Origin of the sequence: Pseudomonas sp. 13159349, assembly GCF_013305685.1 — a bacterium.
Classification (GTDB): Bacteria; Pseudomonadota; Gammaproteobacteria; order Pseudomonadales; family Pseudomonadaceae; genus Aquipseudomonas; species Aquipseudomonas asiatica.
This window is the reverse complement of the sequence record NZ_CP045553.1, coordinates 4,674,514-4,694,156: the sequence shown is the minus strand read 5'-3', so window position 1 is coordinate 4,694,156 and position 19,643 is coordinate 4,674,514. Positions and strand designations below refer to the sequence as shown.

Here is a 19,643-nt window from a genome sequence, read left to right as displayed (position 1 = left end):
GAGTCACGCTGCCTGGGTGCGCGCCTGCTGCTCTCGTTGCAGGTAGTCTGCAAGCACCTGTTGTTCGCCCGCGCTGGTGAACAGGCCCAGCTTGGTGCGGCGCCAGAGAATGTCTTCAGCGCTGCAGGCCCATTCGTTGCTGCCGAGGTAGTCCACCTCTCGAGCGAACAACCCACCACCAATTGCCTGGCCCAGGTCTTCCGGCCCTTGCACGCCCTCCAGCAGCTGCCATACACGGCTGCCATAGGTCAGCACCCAGCGCCTGGCGATATCGACCGGCAACCAGCCACAGCGCGCCAGCACCGCATCTACCAGAGCCTGCACCGTGGTCATTTGCTCACCACCTGGTAGCGGCGCGCCAGCGGTCCAGCTGCCGCGCATCTGTGGGAAGTGCGGCTTGAGCTCGGCCATCGCCGATTCGGCCAGTTTGCGGTAGGTGGTCAGCTTGCCACCGAATACCGACAGCAACGGCGCCTGCCCTTCACTGGCGGACAGCGCCAGGGTGTAGTCGCGGGTGACCGCGGACGGATTGTCCGATTCGTCGTTGCACAGTGGGCGCACGCCGGAATAGGTGTGCACGATGTCGCTGCGGCTGATCTGGTGGTTGAAGTGAGCGTTGACCACCTTGAGCAGATAATCGGTTTCCTGCTCGGTGATCGCGACTTTGGCGGGGTCGCCGCTGTACTCGCGATCGGTGGTGCCGATCAGCGTGAAACGCTCCAGGTACGGGATGCAGAAGACGATACGCTGGTCCTCGTTCTGCAGGATGTAAGCGTGTTCGCCTTCGTACATGCGCGGCACAATGATGTGGCTGCCCTGGATCAGGCGGATGCCGTAGGGGGCATCGAGCTTGAGGTCGTCCTTGATGAAGCTGGCCACCCACGGCCCGGCGGCATTGACCAGGGCACGGGCGCGAATGGTCTGCAGGCGGCCGTCAGCGTGCTGCAACTCCACTTGCCATAGGCCATCCACACGCTCCGCGCGCAGGCAGCGGGTGCGGGTATGGATATGGGCACCTTTTTCCCGTGCGGCCATCGCATTCAGCACTACCAGGCGGGCATCGTCCACCGCGCAGTCGGCGTATTCGAAACCACGGCTGATCGCAGGCTTGAGCGGGTATCCCGGGCCGAAGCGCAGGCTGCGCGAAGCACCCAGGCGCTTGCGCTTGCCCAGGTGATCGTAGAGGAACAGGCCAGCGCGAATCATCCAGGCAGGGCGCAAGTGCGGGCGGTGCGGCAGCACGAAGCGCATCGGCTTGACGATGTGCGGGGCTTTGGCCAGCAGCACTTCGCGCTCGGCCAGTGCTTCACGCACCAGGCGGAACTCGTAGTGCTCCAGGTAGCGCAGGCCGCCGTGGATCAGTTTGCTGCTGGCCGACGAGGTGTGCTGGGCCAGGTCGTCCTTTTCGCAGAGGAATACCTTGAGGCCACGCCCGGCGGCGTCGGCAGCGATGCCCACGCCATTGATGCCGCCGCCGATCACGGCGAGGTCATAGCAGTCGGCGACTTGGGGCTGGGACGAAACGGGCTGGGACACGGGCAAGGCCTCCTGGGGCTGTTCACATCGAATATGAACATTGATGTTCGTTTTCGAAAATACTAGCGCAACAGAAAGCTGGTCGCCAGTCAGTCTTCATAGAAAAAACTGATCAGATGACAATGAAATGAACATTTACGAAAGTTTTGGATGATCGGTTTGAAAGGTATCGCGCCTGTAAGATTGAGCGCGGCGCGGGCGACGCTCGATCTCACAGGCGCGACAAACCTTGCGGCATGCGCCTGTCAGCCCTCAAACCACCTCAAGCCGGATCTTGTACTGGTTCAGCAGCTGGGTGAGGGTGGGAGTTGGCGCCTGGTCGGTCACCAGGCAGTCGACCAGGCTGATCGAGCCCATGCGCACCATGGCGTTGCGCCCGAACTTGCTGGAGTCGGCGGCAAGGATCACTTGTCGGGCATTGGCGATGATTGCCTGGGATACCCGCACTTCCTGGTAATCGAAATCGAGCAGGCTGCCATCTTCGTCGATGCCGCTGATGCCCACCAGGGCGAAGTCGACCTTGAACTGGTTGATGAAGTCGACACTGGCCTGGCCGACGACGCCGCCATCACGGCGAACCGTGCCACCTGCCACCAGCACTTCGAAATCGTCCTTGGCGGCTAGGATCGCGGCCACGTGCAGGTTGTTGGTGATGACTTTCAGGTGGTTGTGGTTGAGCAGTGCCCGGGCGATGGATTCGGTGGTGGTGCCGATGTTGATGAACAGCGAGGCATGGTCGGGAATCTGCCGTGCCACGGCTTCGGCGATGCGTTGCTTTTCGTCGCGCATCTGATCGGCGCGCATGGCGTAGGCGGTGTTCTCGATGCTCGAGTCGTAGGCCGCGCCCCCGTGGTAGCGGCGTAGCAGATTGAGCTCGGCCAGCTGGTTGATATCACGGCGGATGGTTTGCGGTGTGACGACGAACAGCTGCGCCATTTCTTCGATACTGACGTAACCGCGTTCGCGCACCAGTTCGAGGATTTGTTGTTGGCGAGGGGGCAGATTCATGGGCGGTCCTTTGGGGCTGCCGGACAAATGCTGCAATGATGCCGTAGGACGCGGACTACGACCAGTAGACTATCGGGGCGGCGGCGGGGACAAATGCCCTGCATCGATTTTGTGGCCTGCGCTGGCGCTTCTTTGTAGGAGCGGCCTTGTGTCGCGAAAGGGCCGTGAAGCGGCCCCAGGATTTTCGCGTCATAGCAAATGCTGCTGGGGCCGCTTCGCGGCCCTTTCGCGACATAAGGCCGCTCCTACACGTGGTGTAGCGCCTGTCAGGTAGGATCAGGCCTCGTGATCTTCCCAGTCACGGGTACGGTCGACTGCCTTCTTCCAGCCTGCGTACAGCTTCTCTTTCTGCGTTTCATCCAGCTGCGGGCTGAACTCGCGCTCGATGATCGCCTTGTCGCGCAGTTCGTCCAGGCCGCTCCAGAAGCCACAGGCCAGGCCTGCCAGGTAGGCCGCCCCCAGCGCCGTGGTTTCGCGCATCTTCGGCCGCTCCACGCAGGTGCCGAGGATGTCGGCCTGGAACTGCATGAGGAAGTTGTTGGCCACCGCGCCGCCGTCCACGCGCAGCTCGGACAGGCGCTGGCCGCAATCCTGCTGCATTGCGTCAAGCACGTCGCGAGTCTGGTAGGCGATCGATTCCAGCGCGGCGCGGATGATGTGGTCCACCTTCACGCCACGGGTCAGGCCGAACAGTGCGCCACGGGCATACGGGTCCCAGTACGGGGCACCCAGGCCGGTGAAGGCAGGCACCAGGTATACGCCGTTGCTGTCCTTGACCTTGCTGGCGAAGTATTCGGTATCCAGTGCGTCGTTGACGATCTTCAGTTCGTCACGCAGCCACTGCACGGTGGAACCACCATTGAACACTGCACCCTCCAGCGCATAGGCCACTTCACCACGCGGGCCGCAGGCGATGGTGGTTAGCAGGCCATGGGACGACTTCACCGCCTGGTCACCGGTGTTCATCAGCAGGAAGCAGCCGGTGCCATAGGTGTTCTTGGCCTGGCCCGGTTCCACGCACATCTGGCCGAACAGTGCCGATTGCTGATCACCGGCGATACCGGCAATGGCGATACCGCTCTTGGTATGGCCGTAGACCTCGGAGGAAGGGCGTACCTCGGGCAGCATCTGCCGTGGGATGCCGAGGATTTCCAGGAGCTTGTCGTCCCACTGCAGGCTGTGGATGTTGAACATCAGCGTGCGCGAGGCGTTGGTGTAATCAGTGACATGCACCTTGCCGCCGGAGAACTTCCAGATCAGCCAGGTATCGATGGTGCCGAACAGCAGCTCGCCGCGCTCGGCGCGTTCGCGGGCACCCTCGACATTGTCGAGGATCCACTTCAGCTTGGTGCCGGAGAAGTATGGGTCGGTGACCAGGCCAGTGGTTTCGCGAATGTAGTCTTCATGGCCGTCGCGCTTGAGCTGGGCGCAGATCTCCGTGCTGCGGCGGCACTGCCAGACGATGGCATTGTACACCGGGCGGCCGGTTTCCTTGTCCCACACCACGGTGGTTTCACGTTGGTTGGTGATACCCAGTGCGGCGACCTGGGCGTGGCTGATGCCCGCCTGGGCCAAGGCCTCGACCATGGTCGCGCTCTGCGTGGCAAAGATTTCCATCGGGTCGTGCTCGACCCAGCCCGCCTGCGGGTAGTGCTGGGCGAACTCGCGCTGGGAGGTCCCCACCACATTGGCGTCGCGGTCGAAAATAATGGCCCGCGAACTGGTGGTGCCCTGGTCCAGGGCGATGATGTAGTTCTTATCCTGGGTGTCTGTCATGGTCGTAGGCCTTGCGAAAATAGGGGGTCAGGGCTGGGCGTGATGCCGGCGTCAGTTGACTTGAGTATCGCCCTGGCGATTGTCATTTGTCTCAGGGTTCACGGCGGCTGCCATTGGCAGGTTGCGTGCGATCAGGCCGCGATAGGTCGCGGCACCCAGGCAGGCGCCAAGGATCGGTGCGAACACCGGAACCAGGAAATAAGGCATGTCCCGACCGCCAGTGAAGGCGATTTCGCCCCAACCGGCCAGGAAGGTCATGAGTTTTGGCCCGAAATCGCGGGCCGGGTTCATGGCAAAGCCGGTCAACGGGCCCATGGCGCTGCCGATCACGGCGATCAGCAGGCCGATCAGCAGCGGGGCCATGGCGCCGCGCGGCAGGCCGTTGTTGTCGTCGGTCAGGGCCATGATCACGGCCATCAGGATGGCGGTGATGATCACCTCGACCAGAAACGCCTGGCCGGTGGACAGCGATGGGTGCGGATAGGTGGAGAAGACCGAGGCCAGTTCCAGGCTGGCTTCGCTACCGCGCAACATGGCGTGGGCCTGTTCGAAATCGAAGAACAGGTTGCTGTACAGGGTGTAGACCAACGCTGCGCCACAGAACGCGCCGCATACCTGGGCCAGCATGTAGAAGGGCAGCTTGCGCTTGTCGAAGCCGGCGAACAGTGTGAGGGCGATGCTCACCGCGGGGTTCAGGTGTGCGCCGGAAATACCGGCGGTGAGGTAGATCGCCATGCTGACGCCCACGCCCCAGATGATACTGATTTCCCAAAGGCCGAAGCTTGCGCCCGCGACCTTGAGCGCGGCGACGCAGCCGGTACCGAAAAAGATGAGCAGTGCAGTGCCCAGGAACTCGGCCAGGCATTGGCTGGAAAGCGTGGGTTGGCGTAGAGCAGTCGTCATGTATGACCTCGTTTTTTTTTGTTGTGAGGCGCGTGGCGCTCGACAGCAAAGCCCGGAGTCTATCCCCGTTGACCCGGGCAGATGTTGGGAAATGCACCTTAAAAGTGCACCATTTTATTCAGAAACGAAAAAATATAGACAAGAAACGCTGATGTCAAAGGTCGAAAGTGAACGGTCGGTCACGATCTGGATGCTGATTTCAGGTGCGGATCCGCGTACTAGAGCCGCGCAATTGCGGTGCGCTGGCTGCGGTGTGGGAATTGTCCTAAAGTAGCCGCCGAGCTGTCCCGACCGGAGCCCCCGCATGACCCCCGCCCTAGACCTGTTGAAGAAACACCGTGCCGAGCATCGTGTGCACAGTTACGAACATGACCCCAAATCGGCGTCATATGGCCTGGAAGCGGCGGAGAAACTTGGTCTCGACCCGCAGCAGGTGTTCAAGACCTTGCTGGCGAGCAGTGAGAAGGGTGAATTGCTGGTGGCGGTGGTACCTGTGGTGGGTACGCTCGACCTCAAGGCCCTGGCCCAGGCTGCCGGGGTGAAAAAGTGCGAGATGGCCGACCCGGCGTCGGCGCAGCGAGCCACGGGGTACCTGGTGGGCGGGATCAGCCCGCTGGGGCAGAAGAAGCGCCTGCGCACCTTCATCGATGACTCGGCGCAGAACTTTGCAACCATCCATGTCAGCGCCGGGCGGCGTGGGCTGGAGGTGGAGTTGGCGGCGGTGGTGCTGGCTGAGTACACCCAGGGCAAGTTTGCCGGGATTGGTCGGGGCTGAGATTTCTGGGGCTGCTTTGCAGCCCTTCGCGGCACAAGGCCGCTCCTACAGGGGGAATACGTACCCTTGTAGGAGCGGCCTTGTGTCGCGATGGGCCGCAGAGCGGCCCCAAAATTTCGAATCAGGTCGCCGAGCTGTACCGGCGAACGCCGTTGTCCTGCCGCGGCAACTGCGCCGCCACGCTGCCCGGCACCGGGAATAGCACCAGGTGATCGGCCTTGACCGCAATCCCCACATCCTCACCGACCTGACGGTCGTCATGGCTAGGGAAGATCGCCTCGAGCTGGCTGCCGGTCGGCAATTGCAGGCGGTACAGGGTCGATGCCCCAAGGAAGCTCTTGCCGACGATGTTCGCCTGCAGCGCACTGCCCGGTGCGTGGACGATATCGTCAGGGCGCAGCAGTACATCCACCGAGCTGCCCGGCGCCATGATGTAGGCACGGTTGCCGCGTAATTCACCCAGCTCGGTATTGACCGCCTCGTGGCTGATCATCTGCCCACGGATGAAATACCCCTGGCCAATGAAGCTGGCCACGAACGGCGTCTGCGGCTCGTGGTAAAGGTTGTAGGGCGTGTCCCACTGCTCCAGGCGGCCTTCCTTGAACACGCCAACCTGGTCGCTGACGGCAAAGGCTTCTTCCTGGTCATGGGTCACCAGGATGGCGCTGGTGCCGCGGCTCTTTAGAATGTCGCGAACCTCATGGCTCAAGCGCCGGCGCAGCTCTACGTCGAGGTTGGAAAATGGCTCGTCGAGCAGCAGCAGTTGCGGCTCCGGTGCCAGTGCACGGGCCAGGGCGACCCGTTGCTGCTGGCCGCCGGACAGTTCATGCGGGTAGCGCCCGCCCAGGCCGCCCAGCTTGACCAGCTCGAGCATCTCTTCGATGACCTCGGCCTGGCGGGGGTGCTTGGCGATGCCGAAGGCAACGTTCTGCGCCACGGTCAGGTGCGGGAACAGCGCGTAATCCTGGAACACCATGCCGATGCGGCGTTTTTCCGGGGCCAGTGTGAACCCGGCCCGGGAAATGACTTCCCCAGCCAACTGGATCTCGCCGTCGTGTATCGGTTCGAAACCGGCGATGGCGCGCAGGGTGGTGGTCTTGCCGCAACCGGATGAACCCAGCAGGCAACCGATGTCGCCTGCGTTCAGGTGCAGATTGAGGTTCTGAACGATGCGCTGGTCGCCATAGCCGCAGGCGAGGTTGCGCAGGTTGAGCAGTAGGGGTTGACTCATGCGTGGTGGTAAGCCGGTTCTACAAGGAATTCGAGAAGGGCCTTCTGTGCATGCAGGCGGTTTTCAGCCTGGTCCCAGGCGACCGAACGTGGGTCGTCGAGCAGGTCATGGCTGATTTCCTCACCACGGTGGGCTGGCAGGCAGTGCATGAACAGGGCGTCGGGTGCCGCCAGGTCGAGCAGCTCGCGGGTGACCTGGTAAGGCGCGAAATGCGCCAGGCGCCGTGCAGTTTCCTCCTCCTGACCCATGGAAGTCCAGACATCCGTGGTTACCAGATGGGCGCCGCGCACGGCTTCCTTCGGGTCACGCACGATCTGCACGTGGTCACCACCAATGGCCATGAAGCGTGGGTCCGGCTCGTAGCCTTCCGGGCAGGCAATGCGCAGCTGGAAGTCGAACTGCCTGGCTGCCTCGATGTACGAGTTGCACATGTTGAAGCCATCGCCGATCCAGGCGACGGTCTTGCCCTGGATCGAGCCGCGATGTTCGAGGAAGGTCTGCATGTCGGCCAGCAGCTGGCACGGGTGCGACTCGTCGGACAGCGCGTTGATCACCGGCACACGCGAGTTGGCGGCGAATTCGGTCAGGGTGCTGTGGGCGTGGGTACGGATCATCACCACGTCGAGCATGCTCGACAGCACGATGGCGCTATCGCTTATCGGCTCGCCACGGCCCAGCTGGGTGTCGCGCGGGGACAGGAAGATGGCCTGGCCGCCGAGCTGGATCATGCCTGCCTCGAATGACACGCGGGTACGGGTCGAGGACTTTTCGAAGATCATGCCCAGCACGCGGTTCTTCAGGGGCTCGAACAGCACGCCTCGCTTGCGCAGATCCTTCAGCTCGATGCCGCGGCGGATCACACCGAGCAATTCGTCGGTGGTGAAGTCCAGCAGGGAGAGAAAGTGCCTAGCGCTCATGATTGACTACCTTATCTGCAACGGTATGCAGGTCGACCGTATGGTTTTTTTTGACAACGGGAGTGACCTGCGGCGTAAGCCGCACGGGGGCGGACGAAATAGGGAAAGGCGCAATACTATAAGTAAATGTCGCCTGAAGCCAAGAGGGGAAACAGCTGCCCAGTACCAAAGGGTGTTGCAAAGGGTGTCTTTACCCGACGGGCAGTGCTGTTTTTTATTTGCTACAGAGGTTTGTACACGGCTTGCCGGCAATTTGGCAAATGGCTGTCGCAAATCGTGTGCCTGATGTCGGTGGATTCACACCGCGAAGTGCGCTGGCCGGTGGCGGGGGCTGGGCGCATAGTCGATGTTCGACAACCTTCTACACATCCTCCACAACAACAAGGCAGAGGCGGCCATGACCAAGACCCTGCATCACCGTGCCTGTCACCTGTGCGAAGCGATCTGTGGGCTGAACATTGAAGTCAGCCATGACGACGATGGGCGGGCGCTGATCAGTTCGATCAAGGGCGACCCCCAGGACCCGTTCAGCCGCGGCCATGTCTGCCCAAAGGCCGTGGCCCTGCAGGACATCCAGAACGACCCCGACCGCCTGCGCCAACCGCACAAGCGGGTGGGCGAGCACTGGCAGGCCATCGGCTGGGACGAGGCCTTTGCCCTGGCCGCCGACAGGCTGTGGGCGATCCAGCAGGTCCATGGGCGCAATGCCGTGGCGGTGTACCAAGGCAACCCGAGCGTGCACAACTACGGCCTGATGACCCACAGCAACTACTTCCTGGGCCTGCTGAAAACCCGCAACCGCTTCTCTGCCACCTCGGTGGACCAGTTGCCGCAGCACCTGGTCAGCCACCTGATGTACGGCCATGGCCTGCTGCTGCCGATCCCGGACATCGACCAGACCGGTTTCATGCTGATCCTCGGCGGCAACCCGCTGGCCTCCAACGGCAGCATCATGACCGTGCCGGACGTGGAAAAACGCCTGAAAGCCCTGCAGGCCCGGGGTGGGCGCCTGGTGGTGGTGGACCCGCGGCGCAGCGAAACGGCGGCGATGGCCGACAGTCACCTGTTCATTCGCCCTGGAGGGGATGCGGCTTTGTTGTGTGGCTTGCTCAATACCCTGTTCACTGAAGGCCTGGCGCGCGGCTCGCACTTGCCGGTCATCGGCTTGCAGCAGGTGCGCGAAGCGATCGCGCCGTTCAGCGCGGAGGCCATGAGCGCCCACTGTGGCATTGCCGCGACAGACATTCGCCAGCTGGCAAGGGACTTTGCCGCGGCCGACAGGGCGGTGTGCTACGGCCGCATGGGGGTTTCGACCCAAGCCTACGGCACCCTTTGCCACTGGCTGGTGCAACTGATCAACCTGGTAACCGGCAACCTTGACCGTGAAGGCGGCGCGTTGTGCACCGAGCCTGCCGTCGACCTGGTAGCGACCACCTCGGGTGGCCATTTCAACGCCTGGCAGAGCCGGGTGTCGGGCTTGCCCGAGTACGGCGGCGAACTGCCCGTGGCGGCCTTGGCCGAGGAAATGCTGACGCCAGGCGAAGGGCAGGTGCGTGCGCTGGTGACGGTGGCTGGCAACCCCGTGCTCTCAACGCCCAATGGCCGCCAGCTGGATGTGGCGCTGGAGGGGTTGGAGTTCATGCTCAGCATTGACCTGTACATCAACGAAACCACCCGCCATGCCGACCTGATCCTGCCCTCCACCTCGGCGCTGGAAAACGACCATTACGACAGCACATTCAACTTGCTGGCCGTGCGCAACGTGACCCGCTTCAACCGGGCGATCCTGGCCAAGCCCGAAGGGGCATTGCATGACTGGGAGATTTTTGTCGGGCTGGCACAAGCGTTCGCCAAACGCGCCGAGCTGGATTTGAAACCGACCTGGGCGCCAGCGCAGATGATCGACCTGGCCCTGCGCAAGGGGCGTTATGGTGAAACGACACCCTGGCAGCTTTCGCTGGCAGCGCTGGACGAGCACCCGCATGGCCTCGACCTGGGGCCATTGCGCGCCAACCTCGCTGCGCGCCTGACGACTGCCAGCAAGGCCGTTGAAGCGGCGCCCCAGGTGCTGCTGGATGACTTGGGGCGACTGGCGCAACAGGCCCCTCCGGTGCCGGGCGAACTGCTGCTGATCGGCCGTCGCCATGTTCGCAGCAACAATTCATGGATGCACAACTTTCATCGACTGGTGAAAGGCAAACCGCGCCATCAGTTGTTGATGCATCCGCAGGACCTGCAGCATCGTCAGTTGCAGGACGGCCAGCGAGTTCGTATCCGCTCGCGTACCGGGGATCTTGAAGTCGAGGTTCAGGCCTGCGATGACATGATGCCCGGTGTAGTCAGCCTGCCCCATGGCTTCGGTCACTCTCGTCAAGGCGTGCACATGCAGACCGCCCAGGCGCAACCTGGCGTGAGCGCCAACGACCTCACCGATGAGCGCCTGCGTGATCAGGTTTCCGGCAACGCCGCCCTCAATGGCGTACCCGTGCAGGTAGAGGCCGCGTAAGGAACGGTAAGGCCGAGCATGCTGCTCGGCTTTCCGTTACAATGCGTCACCGTGCCGACGACCGCGTCGGAAAGTTCAGCCGAGGTGCTACATGGATATCATCGAAACGATCAAAGAGCAGATTGCCAACAACACCATTCTGCTTTACATGAAAGGCTCGCCGAATGCCCCGCAGTGTGGCTTCTCTGCGCGTGCATCGCAGGCCGTGATGGGTTGTGGCGAGAAGTTCGCCTACGTCGACATCCTGCAGAACCCGGAAATCCGTGCGAACCTGCCAAAATACGCCAACTGGCCGACCTTCCCGCAGCTGTGGGTAGCCGGTGAACTGGTCGGCGGCAGCGACATCATGCTGGAAATGTTCGAGAAGGGTGAGCTGCAGACCCTGATCAAGGAAGCGGCTGCCAAGGCCAAGGCTTCCGAGGCCTGATTCTCCGGCAAGCATGAAAAAACCCGCGGATCGCGGGTTTTTTCATGGAGCGAATATTTATTCTTCGCCCATCTGCGACTGCAGGTAGTTCTCGATACCAATCTTGTCGATCAGCCCCAGCTGGGTTTCCAGCCAGTCGATGTGTTCTTCCTCGGATTCGAGGATATCTTCGAGCATGTCACGCGAGCCAAAGTCGCCAGCGGTTTCGCAATGGGCGATGGCCGCTTTCAGGTCGACCAGGCCTTTCTGTTCGATCTTCAGGTCGCATTCGAGCATCTCTTTGGTGTGCTCGCCAATCAGCAGCTTGCCCAGGTCCTGGACGTTGGGGATGCCTTCGAGGAAGAGAATACGCTTGATCAGTTTGTCAGCGTGCTTCATCTCGTCGATGGATTCCTTGTACTCGTGCTTGCCGAGTTTGTTCAGGCCCCAATCTTCGTACATGCGTGCGTGCAGGAAGTACTGGTTGATCGCGACCAGCTCGTTTCCGAGGATCTTGTTGAGATGCTGGATGACGCTTACGTCGCCTTTCATGTCGGGTTCCTGCCCTGTAGAAGTGTGCCAATACACTGAAGTTTGAGCCCGATACTTAGGTGTGTCAAACCTAAGTTCTTGAATAATAAGTGAAAATTAATGGAAATAAGAATGTTTGTGAACCGCGTTGGAGCGCTAACTTGTTGAATTGCGGGCATAAAAAAACCGGACACAAGGTCCGGTTCTTCGAATTCTTTGTTTTCAGGCTGCGGTAAATTCCACGGGGTAGGGCAGGGCTGCCTGGCTGACCTGGAGCTCGGTCAGGGTCTCGCGGACCACCTGCTTGGCCACGCAGGCACATTTGCCGCACTGGCTGGCGACGTTGGTGGCGGCTCGCACTTCCTTGTAGCTGCAGCATCCTTCATAGATCGCATCGCGGATCTGTCCGTCGGTAACGCCGACACAAAGACACACATACATAAAGGCTGACCATCGTTGGTGGGCTCGATGGAGTGGAGCTTAATGTTAATGAGAATGCTTGTCAAAGGAGTTTCTGAAAGGGCCGTGCTTGAGCGACCGGCGGTTGCTTCGTCGTTGGAGTCGGCCTGTCACCAGAAGCCGTGTATGATGGACGGCCTTTGTTGGATGTCGGGCAAGCCCGTCTGGCCCGGCAAACGGTTTTTCACCCTCATCAGGAGATTACAATGAGCGTACTCGTTGGTAAGAAAGCCCCCGATTTCACCGTTCCGGCCGTGCTGGGCAATGGCGAGATCGTCGACAGCTTCAACCTGGCTTCGGCCATCAAGGGCAAGTACGGCCTGGTGTTCTTCTACCCGCTGGACTTCACCTTCGTCTGCCCGTCCGAGCTGATCGCCCTGGACAACCGCATCCCTGACTTCCAGGCGCGCAACGTGGAAGTGATCGGCGTGTCGATCGACTCGCACTTCACCCACAACGCCTGGCGTAACACCCCGGTCAACAACGGCGGTATCGGCCAGGTCAAGTACACTCTGGCTGCCGACATGACCCACGAAATCTGCAAGGCCTACGACGTCGAGTCCGAAGGCGGCGTAGCCTTCCGTGGCGCCTTCCTGATCGACACCAACGGTGTTGTTCGTTCGCAGATCGTCAACGACCTGCCACTGGGCCGCAACATGGACGAGCTGCTGCGCCTGGTCGACGCCCTGCAGTTCCACGAAGAGCACGGCGAAGTCTGCCCTGCCAACTGGAAAAAAGGCGACAAAGGCATGAACGCTTCGCCGGAAGGCGTTGCTGCCTACCTGAGCGAGAACGCTGGCAAGCTGTAATTGCCGCGTGCATGAAAAAACCGGCCCTTGTGGCCGGTTTTTTTGTGCCGTCCTGTGCCGGCCTTTTCGCGGGCTTGCCCGCTCCCACAGGAATAGCACAATGGCTGAGGCCACTGCAGTACCGGTGGGAGCGGGAATGCGCGCGAACGCTTTTGCAGATCAATCGTTGAAATCGCGCCAGCCGCCCATCTCTTTCCAGCGGTTGACGATGCCGCAGAACAGCTCGGCCGTCTTCTCGGTGTCATAGCGCGCCGAGTGCGCCTCACGTCCGTCGAAGTCGATGTCGGCGCTCTGGCAGGCCCGCGCCAGTACGGTCTGGCCATAAGCCAGGCCCGCCAGGGTAGCGGTGTCGAAGCTGGAGAACGGGTGGAACGGGTTGCGCTTCAGGTCATTGCGCGTCACCGCCGCATTGAGGAAGCCCAGGTCAAAGCTGCTGTTGTGGCCGACCAGGATCGCCCGCTTGCAACCATTGGCCTTGAGCGCCTTGCGTACGCCACGGAAGATGTCGGTCAGCGCACTTTCTTCGCTGACTGCCATACGCAGCGGGTGGTCCAGCTTGATCCCGGTGAATTCCAGCGCGGCCGCCTCGATGTTGGCGCCCTCGAATGGCTCCACGCGGTGGAAGTAGGTGTGCTCGGGGAACAGGAAGCCCTTTTCGTCCATGCCGATGGTGACTGCGGCAATTTCCAGCAGGGCATCGGTAGCGCTGTTGAAGCCGCCGGTTTCAACGTCTACCACTACCGGCAGATAGCCGCGGAAACGCTCGGCCATCGGATGGCGCGAGCCGCTGCTGCCTTGGGTGTCGAGGTCGTCTTCGTAGAGGTCTTCGCTCACGCGTTTTCCTCCAGCAGGCGCCAGCGCAGTTTTTCGCCGGCGCGCAGCGGGACTACGGTCTGCTCGCCAAACGGCAGGCTATCCGGGGCGGTCCATTCTTCGCGGACCAGGGTAATGGTGTCGGTGTTTGCCGGCAGGCCGTAGAACGCCGGGCCGTGCAGGCTGGCAAAGCCTTCCAGCTTGTCCAGCGCGTTACGCTGCTCGAACGCTTCGGCGTACATCTCGATGGCTGCGTAGGCGGTGTAGCAACCGGCGCAACCGCAGGCGGCTTCCTTGGCGTGTCGGGCGTGTGGGGCCGAGTCGGTACCCAGGAAGAACTTCGGGTTGCCGCTGGTGGCCGCATCCAGCAACGCCACCTGATGGGTGTTGCGCTTGAGGATCGGCAGGCAGTAGAAGTGCGGGCGAATGCCGCCAACCAGCATGTGGTTGCGGTTGTACAGCAGGTGCTGCGCGGTGATGGTCGCGCCGACGTTGGCCGGGGCCTCGGTGACGAACTGCGCGGCATCGCTGGTGGTGATGTGCTCGAACACCACCTTCAGTGTCGGGAAGCGCTCGACCACACGGCGCATATGCTCGTCGATGAAGCGCTTCTCGCGGTCGAACACGTCGATCTCGCTACGGGTCACTTCGCCATGCACCAGTAGCGGCATGCCAACTTCCGCCAGCGCCTCGATGGCCGGGAAGATGTTGTCGATGCTGGTCACGCCCGAGTCTGAATTGGTGGTGGCGCCAGCAGGGTACAGCTTGGCGGCATACACGAAACCGCTGGCCTTGGCCGCGCGGATGTCCTCGGGGCTGGTGCGGTCGGTGAGGTACAACACCATCAGCGGCTCGAAGCGGCTGCCAGCCGGGCGGGCGGCCAGGATGCGCTCACGGTAGGCGCCGGCCTCTACGGCATTGCGTACCGGCGGAACCAGGTTGGGCATGATGATGGCACGGGCGAAAGTACGCGCCACATCGCCAACGGTGTGGGGCAGGACGGCACCATCGCGCAGATGGATGTGCCAGTCGTCGGGACGCAGGAGGGTCAGGCGATCGGACATTGGGGATTCCAGGCGGGTCGAACTCAAGCCCCAATGCTACCGGAAAACCCTGGGTGGAGCACGGCTATCAAGTTTTCCGCCAGGCGTCCGATAGCCTGCAGGTAAGCCGTCAGAATTTGTGGAGCCGCCCGTGCGCCAGCGTTACCTAGCCCTGTTGACCCTGTTCGCCAGCCTGCCGGCCGGTGCGCTGACCTTCCAGACGCGCATGGAAAACATTGCCTGGAAGGTCGAGGGTGACCAGTTCGAATGCCGGCTGATCCAGCCGATCGACGGTTTCGGCAGTGGCGAGTTCGTGCGCCGCGCGGGCGAGCAACCGGTGTTCCAGTTGCGCTCGGACAGCAACGTACTGGGGGCGGGCACGGCCACATTGCTGGCAGCTGCTGCGCCGTGGCAGCCTGGGCGCAGCGACATCAATCTGGGCAGCGTGCGCATGGCCCGTACCGGGGTGTTGTTCAGTTCTTCCCAGGGCCAGGCCAGTCGCCTGATCAACGGCCTGCTCGATGGGCGCAGCACGGTGGTACGCAATTATGCCGGCGAGGCGGGCAGGCCGATGGAAGTGCGTGTGCTGCCGGTCAGCTTCGCCAAGGCCTACAACGACTATCAGGCCTGTGCCGGCAAGCTGCTGCCGATGAACTACGATCAGGTGCGTCAGACCCAGGTGGGCTTCCCCGGGGGAGGCTTCGAGCTGGATGGCGCGGCCAAGGCACGGCTGGACGTGATCCTCGACTACATCAAGGCTGACCCGACAGTTAACCATGTAGAGCTCAACGGCCACTCCGACAACAGTGGCAATCGCCTGACCAATCGCGACATGTCGCGCCGCCGGGCACTGGCGGTAGCCGACTACCTCAAGGCCCATGGCGTTCCGGAAGAGCAGATTACCGTGCGTTTCCATGGCGAGCGTTATCCATTGGCGAAGAACACCAATGCTGCCAACCGGGCGCGTAATCGTCGGGTGAATATCGAACTGGATCGGGTTGCGGTAATCGAGAAGCCGGTTGAGAAGCCTGTCGAAAAGGCCCCTGAGCCAACACCTGCCAAGTCCTGAAGGCTGCTCCCACACGGCATTTCATAATTTCCGACGGTAAGTCGCCCTTCCGAAACTTCTTGTCGCTTTGTCGTCAGAAGCTGTCGCCCCACTGTAAATTTATCCGTAACGTCGTTAGAATCGATCCCTTTCCGTACAACCCCGTGGAGTGATGGCATGGCGGACGTAAAAAAGGTCGTACTGGCGTATTCCGGCGGCCTTGATACTTCGGTGATTCTCAAGTGGCTGCAGGATACCTACAACTGCGAAGTGGTGACCTTCACCGCTGACCTGGGGCAGGGCGAAGAGGTCGAGCCGGCTCGTGCCAAGGCCCAGGCAATGGGCGTTAAAGAGATCTACATCGACGACCTGCGCGAAGAATTCGTGCGTGATTTCGTGTTCCCGATGTTCCGCGCCAACACCGTCTACGAGGGCGAGTACCTGCTGGGTACTTCCATCGCCCGTCCGCTGATCGCCAAGCGCCTGATCGAAATTGCCAACGAAACCGGCGCCGACGCCATTTCCCACGGCGCCACCGGCAAAGGCAACGACCAGGTGCGTTTCGAACTGGGTGCCTACGCGCTGAAGCCAGGCGTCAAGGTAATCGCCCCATGGCGTGAGTGGGACCTGCTGTCCCGCGAGAAGCTGATGGACTACGCCGAGAAGCACGGCATCCCGATCGAGCGCCACGGCAAGAAGAAGTCGCCGTACTCGATGGACGCCAACCTGCTGCACATCTCCTACGAAGGCGGTGTCCTGGAAGATACCTGGACCGAGCACGAAGAAGACATGTGGCGCTGGAGTGTCTCGCCTGAGAACGCCCCGGATCAGGCTACCTACATCGAGCTGACCTACCGCAACGGTGACATCGTTGCCATCGACGGTGTCGAGAAGACTCCGGCCACCGTCCTGGCCGACCTGAACCGTATCGGTGGTGCCAATGGCATCGGCCGTCTGGATATCGTCGAGAACCGTTACGTCGGCATGAAGTCGCGCGGTTGCTACGAGACCCCTGGTGGCACCATCATGCTCAAGGCCCACCGTGCCATCGAGTCGATCACCCTGGACCGCGAAGTCGCTCACCTGAAGGATGAGCTGATGCCGAAGTACGCCAGCCTGATCTACACCGGCTACTGGTGGAGCCCGGAGCGTCTGATGCTGCAACAGATGATCGACGCTTCGCAGGTCAACGTGAACGGCGTGGTACGCCTGAAGCTGTACAAGGGCAACGTCACCGTTGTCGGCCGCAAGTCGGACGACTCGCTGTTCGACGCCAACATCGCTACCTTCGAGGAAGATGGCGGCGCCTACAACCAGGCGGATGCAGCTGGCTTCATCAAGCTCAACGCCCTGCGTATGCGCATTGCTGCCAACAAGGGCCGCTCGCTGCTCTGATTACCGTCATGTGCGGCAAGAACCCCGGCTCAGGCCGGGGTTTTTTTTGTCCGTGGAATCAATGGCCGTCGTTCGCCACCTGTTCATCAAGCGCGCTGATCGATAGTTGCGCGCACTGGCGTCTGTCCAGGTTGCAAAAGCGCCAGGTGCGAGATTGCTGAGGCGGTTGGGCGAGGGCGGACAGCAATTGCTGCTCCATCATGCGATAGGCATCGGGGCCGGAAAACATGAACGTGACAGGCTCGCCCTGCAGCGCTTCGCCGGTACTACCGGGCATTGCATGCTTGGACACATCACTCGGTGTCGATGTGTTGTCGTTTGTCGTCCTGTTTGGCGACGGGTCGTAGAACGACTTGTAATTGAAGTTGAGCGTGAGGAAGAACAGTGCCGTCAGGAAGAATGGGAAGCCCACCAGAAACCAAGTATAGAGCTTTTGACTGGACTCGCTGAGAAACGGCAATGTGGCAAGGGCGGAGGCTTCGATAATCCCTGCGAAGATGGCAATGATCGTCAGCGGGGCGACAGGTTGTACTTGGTGCATATGGGTCGTCTCCAGCGATTTTGCATATCTTTGCCTTACCGCGCTGCTCAACTAAAGACTGGATTGTTTCCCGTGAGAATAATCGCTCGAAATCCTGGTGATGTTGCCTGTTCAGGCATTTGAATTGAACATTTCCCGAGGTATCGGCCGGTTTTCAACTGGTGCACTTTTACAGGCCGGTGATACCGTTCATTCGGTAACAGGGAATTTGATTGTTACAAGTACATCAGTTGAGTGTAGGAAATTTCTGTAAGTGTTGTAGGTTCCATCTGTTCATATATTTCGCCGGTAATTCACCGCGCCAGCAGGCGCTCTGTAGGTTATCTTGGCGGGCCAAAGCAAAAGCAATGAATGGATATCGCATGAATAAAGTGCTTATCGTGGATGATCATCCGGTCATACGCCTGGCCGTACGCATGCTGATGGAGCGGCATGGGTATGACGTCGTGGCGGAAACCGACAACGGAGTGGCTGCGCTGCAACTGACACGGCAACACCTGCCGGATATCGTGGTGCTCGATATCGGCATCCCCAAGCTGGATGGCCTGGAAGTAATCACCCGCATGACGGCCTTCAGCCCGGGCAGCAAGGTGCTGGTGCTGACATCGCAGGCCCCCGGCAACTTCTCGATGCGCTGCATGCAGGCGGGGGCGGCGGGGTATGTGTGCAAGCAGCAGGAACTCACCGAACTGCTGAGCGCCATCAAGGCCGTACTGTCGGGCTACAGCTACTTCCCCAACCAGGCCCTGCACGTATCACGTGGAAGGGGGGGGAGCGAGACGGATATGGTCAACCGCCTCTCGGCAAGGGAGATGACCGTGTTGCAGCAGCTGGCGCGAGGGCGTTCCAACAAGGAAATTGCCGACAGCATGTTCCTCAGCAACAAGACGGTCAGTACCTACAAGTCGCGCCTGTTGCTCAAGCTCAATGCACGGTCGCTGGTCGACTTGATCGAGCTGGCGCAACGGCAAGGGTTAAGCTGATCACCAAGGCCGTAAAGCCTCCAGCCAGGAGGCTTTGCCAAGGTTACAGATCGTAGTCGAAGTCGGCCAACTGCTTCTGCAGGCGCCTTTCCTCCAGCATATTGTCGATGGTGCGGCGCTTGCTCAGGTTGGTCTTTGCGGTTTCCACCTGGGGTTCCGCTTCGTCATCTGCGGCAACAAAATCATCTTCGATCGACAGGTCGTCTTTATCGCTACTCATGAGTCGCTCCAAGCCAAGGGGCCATTGGCCGTCCTTATAACCAGAAAGCAGACGCTGGTAAAAAAGATTTTTTCAATCGCAGTGGGTGGTTTCGAGCTATCGACTCAATCGTCGGAGGTCTTGTGCTTGTACTCGCACAAGTCTTCAATCCGGCAACTGCCGCAGCGTGGCTTGCGTGCCTGGCACACATAGCGCCCGTGCAGGATCAGCCAGTGGTGGGCGTCGAGCAGGTAATCCTTTGGCACGAACTTGATCAGCTTTTTCTCCACTTCCAGCACCGTCTTGCCTGGCGCAATGCCCGTACGGTTGCTGACCCGGAAGATATGGGTATCCACGGCCATGGTCGGCTGGCGGAACGCTGTGTTGAGCACTACGTTGGCGGTCTTGCGGCCAACGCCGGGTAGCGCCTCCAGGGCTTCGCGTGTCTGCGGGACCTGGCTGTCATGGCGTTCGATCAGCAGCCGGCAGGCTTCGATAACGTTTTTCGCCTTGCTGTTGTACAAGCCAATGGTCTTGATGTACTCACTCAGGCCTTCGACGCCCAGCGCATAGATGGCCTCGGGGGTGTTGGCGACCGGGAACAGGCGTGCGGTAGCCTTGTTGACGCCGACATCGGTGGATTGCGCAGACAGTGTCACGGCGACCAGCAACTCGAACGGGGTGGTGTACGCCAGTTCGGTCTTCGGGTCGGGGTTGTCTTCGTGCAGCCTGCGAAAGATCTCCAGGCGTTTGGCGGCATTCAT

At 61.1% G+C, this 19,643-nt stretch carries 20 protein-coding genes; 7 read left to right on the top strand and 13 right to left on the bottom strand.

What is annotated here, in order from left to right:
• Positions 1 to 3: 3 nt before the first annotated feature.
• From glpD to GEV38_RS21670, 4 genes are all read right to left on the bottom strand, one after another.
• The gene (gene glpD, locus GEV38_RS21685) at positions 4 to 1,536 is read right to left on the bottom strand and encodes a glycerol-3-phosphate dehydrogenase (protein ID WP_054573733.1); all 1,533 of its coding nucleotides are present in this window, start codon (positions 1,534 to 1,536) and stop codon (positions 4 to 6) included.
• 252 nt (positions 1,537 to 1,788) lie between these two features.
• Positions 1,789 to 2,544, bottom strand: a complete 756-nt coding sequence (gene glpR / locus GEV38_RS21680) for a DNA-binding transcriptional repressor GlpR (protein ID WP_015271570.1) — start codon at positions 2,542 to 2,544, stop codon at positions 1,789 to 1,791.
• Positions 2,545 to 2,820: 276 nt separating this feature from the next.
• Positions 2,821 to 4,320 (bottom strand): glycerol kinase GlpK, encoded by a 1,500-nt coding sequence (glpK, locus tag GEV38_RS21675; protein WP_015271569.1) that lies wholly within the window; start codon positions 4,318 to 4,320, stop codon positions 2,821 to 2,823.
• Positions 4,321 to 4,371: 51 nt separating this feature from the next.
• Positions 4,372 to 5,223: an MIP/aquaporin family protein gene (locus GEV38_RS21670; protein ID WP_015271568.1), complete on the bottom strand. Its 852-nt coding sequence runs from the start codon at positions 5,221 to 5,223 to the stop codon at positions 4,372 to 4,374.
• 304 nt (positions 5,224 to 5,527) lie between these two features.
• Between GEV38_RS21670 and ybaK the strand changes: the two genes are divergently transcribed.
• Positions 5,528 to 5,998 (top strand): Cys-tRNA(Pro) deacylase, encoded by a 471-nt coding sequence (ybaK, locus tag GEV38_RS21665; RefSeq protein ID WP_015271567.1) that lies wholly within the window; start codon positions 5,528 to 5,530, stop codon positions 5,996 to 5,998.
• A 121-nt stretch (positions 5,999 to 6,119) separates the two neighbouring features.
• Here the strand turns inward: ybaK and GEV38_RS21660 are convergent, their stop codons facing one another.
• Together GEV38_RS21660 and argF are read right to left on the bottom strand one after the other, a co-directional pair.
• On the bottom strand, positions 6,120 to 7,229 hold the full coding sequence (locus tag GEV38_RS21660) for an ABC transporter ATP-binding protein (RefSeq protein WP_015271566.1): 1,110 nt from the start codon (positions 7,227 to 7,229) through the stop codon (positions 6,120 to 6,122).
• The gene (argF, locus tag GEV38_RS21655; RefSeq protein WP_015271565.1) at positions 7,226 to 8,146 is read right to left on the bottom strand and encodes an ornithine carbamoyltransferase; all 921 of its coding nucleotides are present in this window, start codon (positions 8,144 to 8,146) and stop codon (positions 7,226 to 7,228) included. The genes GEV38_RS21660 and argF overlap by 4 nt, the downstream gene beginning before the upstream one ends.
• Positions 8,147 to 8,543: 397 nt before the next feature.
• Here argF and GEV38_RS21650 point away from each other — a divergent pair, with 397 nt between their 5' ends.
• Together GEV38_RS21650 and grxD are read left to right on the top strand one after the other, a co-directional pair.
• A complete protein-coding gene (locus tag GEV38_RS21650) occupies positions 8,544 to 10,652 on the top strand; it encodes a molybdopterin oxidoreductase family protein (RefSeq protein ID WP_054573745.1) in 2,109 nt (702 codons plus the stop codon).
• A 91-nt stretch (positions 10,653 to 10,743) separates the two neighbouring features.
• Positions 10,744 to 11,079 (top strand): Grx4 family monothiol glutaredoxin, encoded by a 336-nt coding sequence (grxD, locus tag GEV38_RS21645; RefSeq protein WP_003254949.1) that lies wholly within the window; start codon positions 10,744 to 10,746, stop codon positions 11,077 to 11,079.
• Positions 11,080 to 11,136: 57 nt separating this feature from the next.
• Here grxD and bfr read toward each other — a convergent pair whose 3' ends face one another.
• Positions 11,137 to 11,610, bottom strand: coding sequence for a bacterioferritin (gene bfr, locus GEV38_RS21640; RefSeq protein ID WP_003258014.1), 474 nt, complete (start codon positions 11,608 to 11,610; stop codon positions 11,137 to 11,139).
• Between the two features lie 201 nt (positions 11,611 to 11,811).
• Positions 11,812 to 12,030: a bacterioferritin-associated ferredoxin gene (locus tag GEV38_RS21635; RefSeq protein WP_003254947.1), complete on the bottom strand. Its 219-nt coding sequence runs from the start codon at positions 12,028 to 12,030 to the stop codon at positions 11,812 to 11,814.
• A 224-nt stretch (positions 12,031 to 12,254) separates the two neighbouring features.
• Between GEV38_RS21635 and GEV38_RS21630 the strand changes: the two genes are divergently transcribed.
• Complete coding sequence (locus GEV38_RS21630; protein WP_003254945.1) at positions 12,255 to 12,857, top strand: peroxiredoxin; 603 nt, start codon at positions 12,255 to 12,257, stop codon at positions 12,855 to 12,857.
• A gap of 159 nt (positions 12,858 to 13,016) precedes the next feature.
• Here GEV38_RS21630 and rnt read toward each other — a convergent pair whose 3' ends face one another.
• Both rnt and pyrC read right to left on the bottom strand, forming a co-directional pair.
• Positions 13,017 to 13,628 (bottom strand): ribonuclease T, encoded by a 612-nt coding sequence (gene rnt, locus GEV38_RS21625; protein WP_230388460.1) that lies wholly within the window; start codon positions 13,626 to 13,628, stop codon positions 13,017 to 13,019.
• A 59-nt stretch (positions 13,629 to 13,687) separates the two neighbouring features.
• Positions 13,688 to 14,734, bottom strand: coding sequence for a dihydroorotase (gene pyrC / locus GEV38_RS21620; RefSeq protein WP_015271562.1), 1,047 nt, complete (start codon positions 14,732 to 14,734; stop codon positions 13,688 to 13,690).
• Between the two features lie 130 nt (positions 14,735 to 14,864).
• Between pyrC and GEV38_RS21615 the strand changes: the two genes are divergently transcribed.
• Positions 14,865 to 15,782 carry an OmpA family protein gene (locus tag GEV38_RS21615; RefSeq protein WP_015271561.1) on the top strand — a complete coding sequence of 306 codons (918 nt, stop codon included), beginning with the start codon at positions 14,865 to 14,867 and terminating at the stop codon, positions 15,780 to 15,782.
• 156 nt (positions 15,783 to 15,938) lie between these two features.
• Entirely contained in the window at positions 15,939 to 17,156 is a 1,218-nt protein-coding gene (locus GEV38_RS21610; protein ID WP_013973956.1) for an argininosuccinate synthase, read from the top strand.
• Positions 17,157 to 17,214: 58 nt separating this feature from the next.
• Here the strand turns inward: GEV38_RS21610 and GEV38_RS21605 are convergent, their stop codons facing one another.
• Positions 17,215 to 17,697, bottom strand: coding sequence for a hypothetical protein (locus tag GEV38_RS21605; protein ID WP_015271560.1), 483 nt, complete (start codon positions 17,695 to 17,697; stop codon positions 17,215 to 17,217).
• A gap of 362 nt (positions 17,698 to 18,059) precedes the next feature.
• On the opposite strand from GEV38_RS21605, the gene GEV38_RS21600 reads away from it, so the two are divergent.
• Complete coding sequence (locus GEV38_RS21600) at positions 18,060 to 18,680, top strand: response regulator transcription factor (RefSeq protein WP_015271559.1); 621 nt, start codon at positions 18,060 to 18,062, stop codon at positions 18,678 to 18,680.
• Between the two features lie 43 nt (positions 18,681 to 18,723).
• On the opposite strand, the gene GEV38_RS21595 is transcribed toward GEV38_RS21600, so the two are convergent.
• Both GEV38_RS21595 and nth read right to left on the bottom strand, forming a co-directional pair.
• Positions 18,724 to 18,900 (bottom strand): PA3496 family putative envelope integrity protein, encoded by a 177-nt coding sequence (locus tag GEV38_RS21595; RefSeq protein WP_003258006.1) that lies wholly within the window; start codon positions 18,898 to 18,900, stop codon positions 18,724 to 18,726.
• A 104-nt stretch (positions 18,901 to 19,004) separates the two neighbouring features.
• Positions 19,005 to 19,643 carry an endonuclease III gene (nth, locus tag GEV38_RS21590; RefSeq protein WP_013973953.1) on the bottom strand — a complete coding sequence of 213 codons (639 nt, stop codon included), beginning with the start codon at positions 19,641 to 19,643 and terminating at the stop codon, positions 19,005 to 19,007.

What these genes read in the sequence shown, in the direction of transcription:
- glpR (WP_015271570.1), bottom strand. Translation starts at nt 2,544, where the DNA reads ATGAATCTGCCCCCTCGCCAACAACAAATCCTCGAACTGGTGCGCGAA.
- glpK (WP_015271569.1), bottom strand. Translation starts at nt 4,320, where the DNA reads ATGACAGACACCCAGGATAAGAACTACATCATCGCCCTGGACCAGGGC.
- GEV38_RS21670 (WP_015271568.1), bottom strand. Translation starts at nt 5,223, where the DNA reads ATGACGACTGCTCTACGCCAACCCACGCTTTCCAGCCAATGCCTGGCC.
- ybaK (WP_015271567.1), top strand. Translation starts at nt 5,528, where the DNA reads ATGACCCCCGCCCTAGACCTGTTGAAGAAACACCGTGCCGAGCATCGT.
- GEV38_RS21660 (WP_015271566.1), bottom strand. Translation starts at nt 7,229, where the DNA reads ATGAGTCAACCCCTACTGCTCAACCTGCGCAACCTCGCCTGCGGCTAT.
- argF (WP_015271565.1), bottom strand. Translation starts at nt 8,146, where the DNA reads ATGAGCGCTAGGCACTTTCTCTCCCTGCTGGACTTCACCACCGACGAA.
- GEV38_RS21650 (WP_054573745.1), top strand. Translation starts at nt 8,544, where the DNA reads ATGACCAAGACCCTGCATCACCGTGCCTGTCACCTGTGCGAAGCGATC.
- grxD (WP_003254949.1), top strand. Translation starts at nt 10,744, where the DNA reads ATGGATATCATCGAAACGATCAAAGAGCAGATTGCCAACAACACCATT.
- bfr (WP_003258014.1), bottom strand. Translation starts at nt 11,610, where the DNA reads ATGAAAGGCGACGTAAGCGTCATCCAGCATCTCAACAAGATCCTCGGA.
- GEV38_RS21635 (WP_003254947.1), bottom strand. Translation starts at nt 12,030, where the DNA reads ATGTATGTGTGTCTTTGTGTCGGCGTTACCGACGGACAGATCCGCGAT.
- GEV38_RS21630 (WP_003254945.1), top strand. Translation starts at nt 12,255, where the DNA reads ATGAGCGTACTCGTTGGTAAGAAAGCCCCCGATTTCACCGTTCCGGCC.
- rnt (WP_230388460.1), bottom strand. Translation starts at nt 13,628, where the DNA reads ATGGCCGAGCGTTTCCGCGGCTATCTGCCGGTAGTGGTAGACGTTGAA.
- pyrC (WP_015271562.1), bottom strand. Translation starts at nt 14,734, where the DNA reads ATGTCCGATCGCCTGACCCTCCTGCGTCCCGACGACTGGCACATCCAT.
- GEV38_RS21610 (WP_013973956.1), top strand. Translation starts at nt 15,939, where the DNA reads ATGGCGGACGTAAAAAAGGTCGTACTGGCGTATTCCGGCGGCCTTGAT.
- GEV38_RS21605 (WP_015271560.1), bottom strand. Translation starts at nt 17,697, where the DNA reads ATGCACCAAGTACAACCTGTCGCCCCGCTGACGATCATTGCCATCTTC.
- GEV38_RS21600 (WP_015271559.1), top strand. Translation starts at nt 18,060, where the DNA reads ATGAATAAAGTGCTTATCGTGGATGATCATCCGGTCATACGCCTGGCC.
- GEV38_RS21595 (WP_003258006.1), bottom strand. Translation starts at nt 18,900, where the DNA reads ATGAGTAGCGATAAAGACGACCTGTCGATCGAAGATGATTTTGTTGCC.
- nth (WP_013973953.1), bottom strand. Translation starts at nt 19,643, where the DNA reads ATGAATGCCGCCAAACGCCTGGAGATCTTTCGCAGGCTGCACGAAGAC.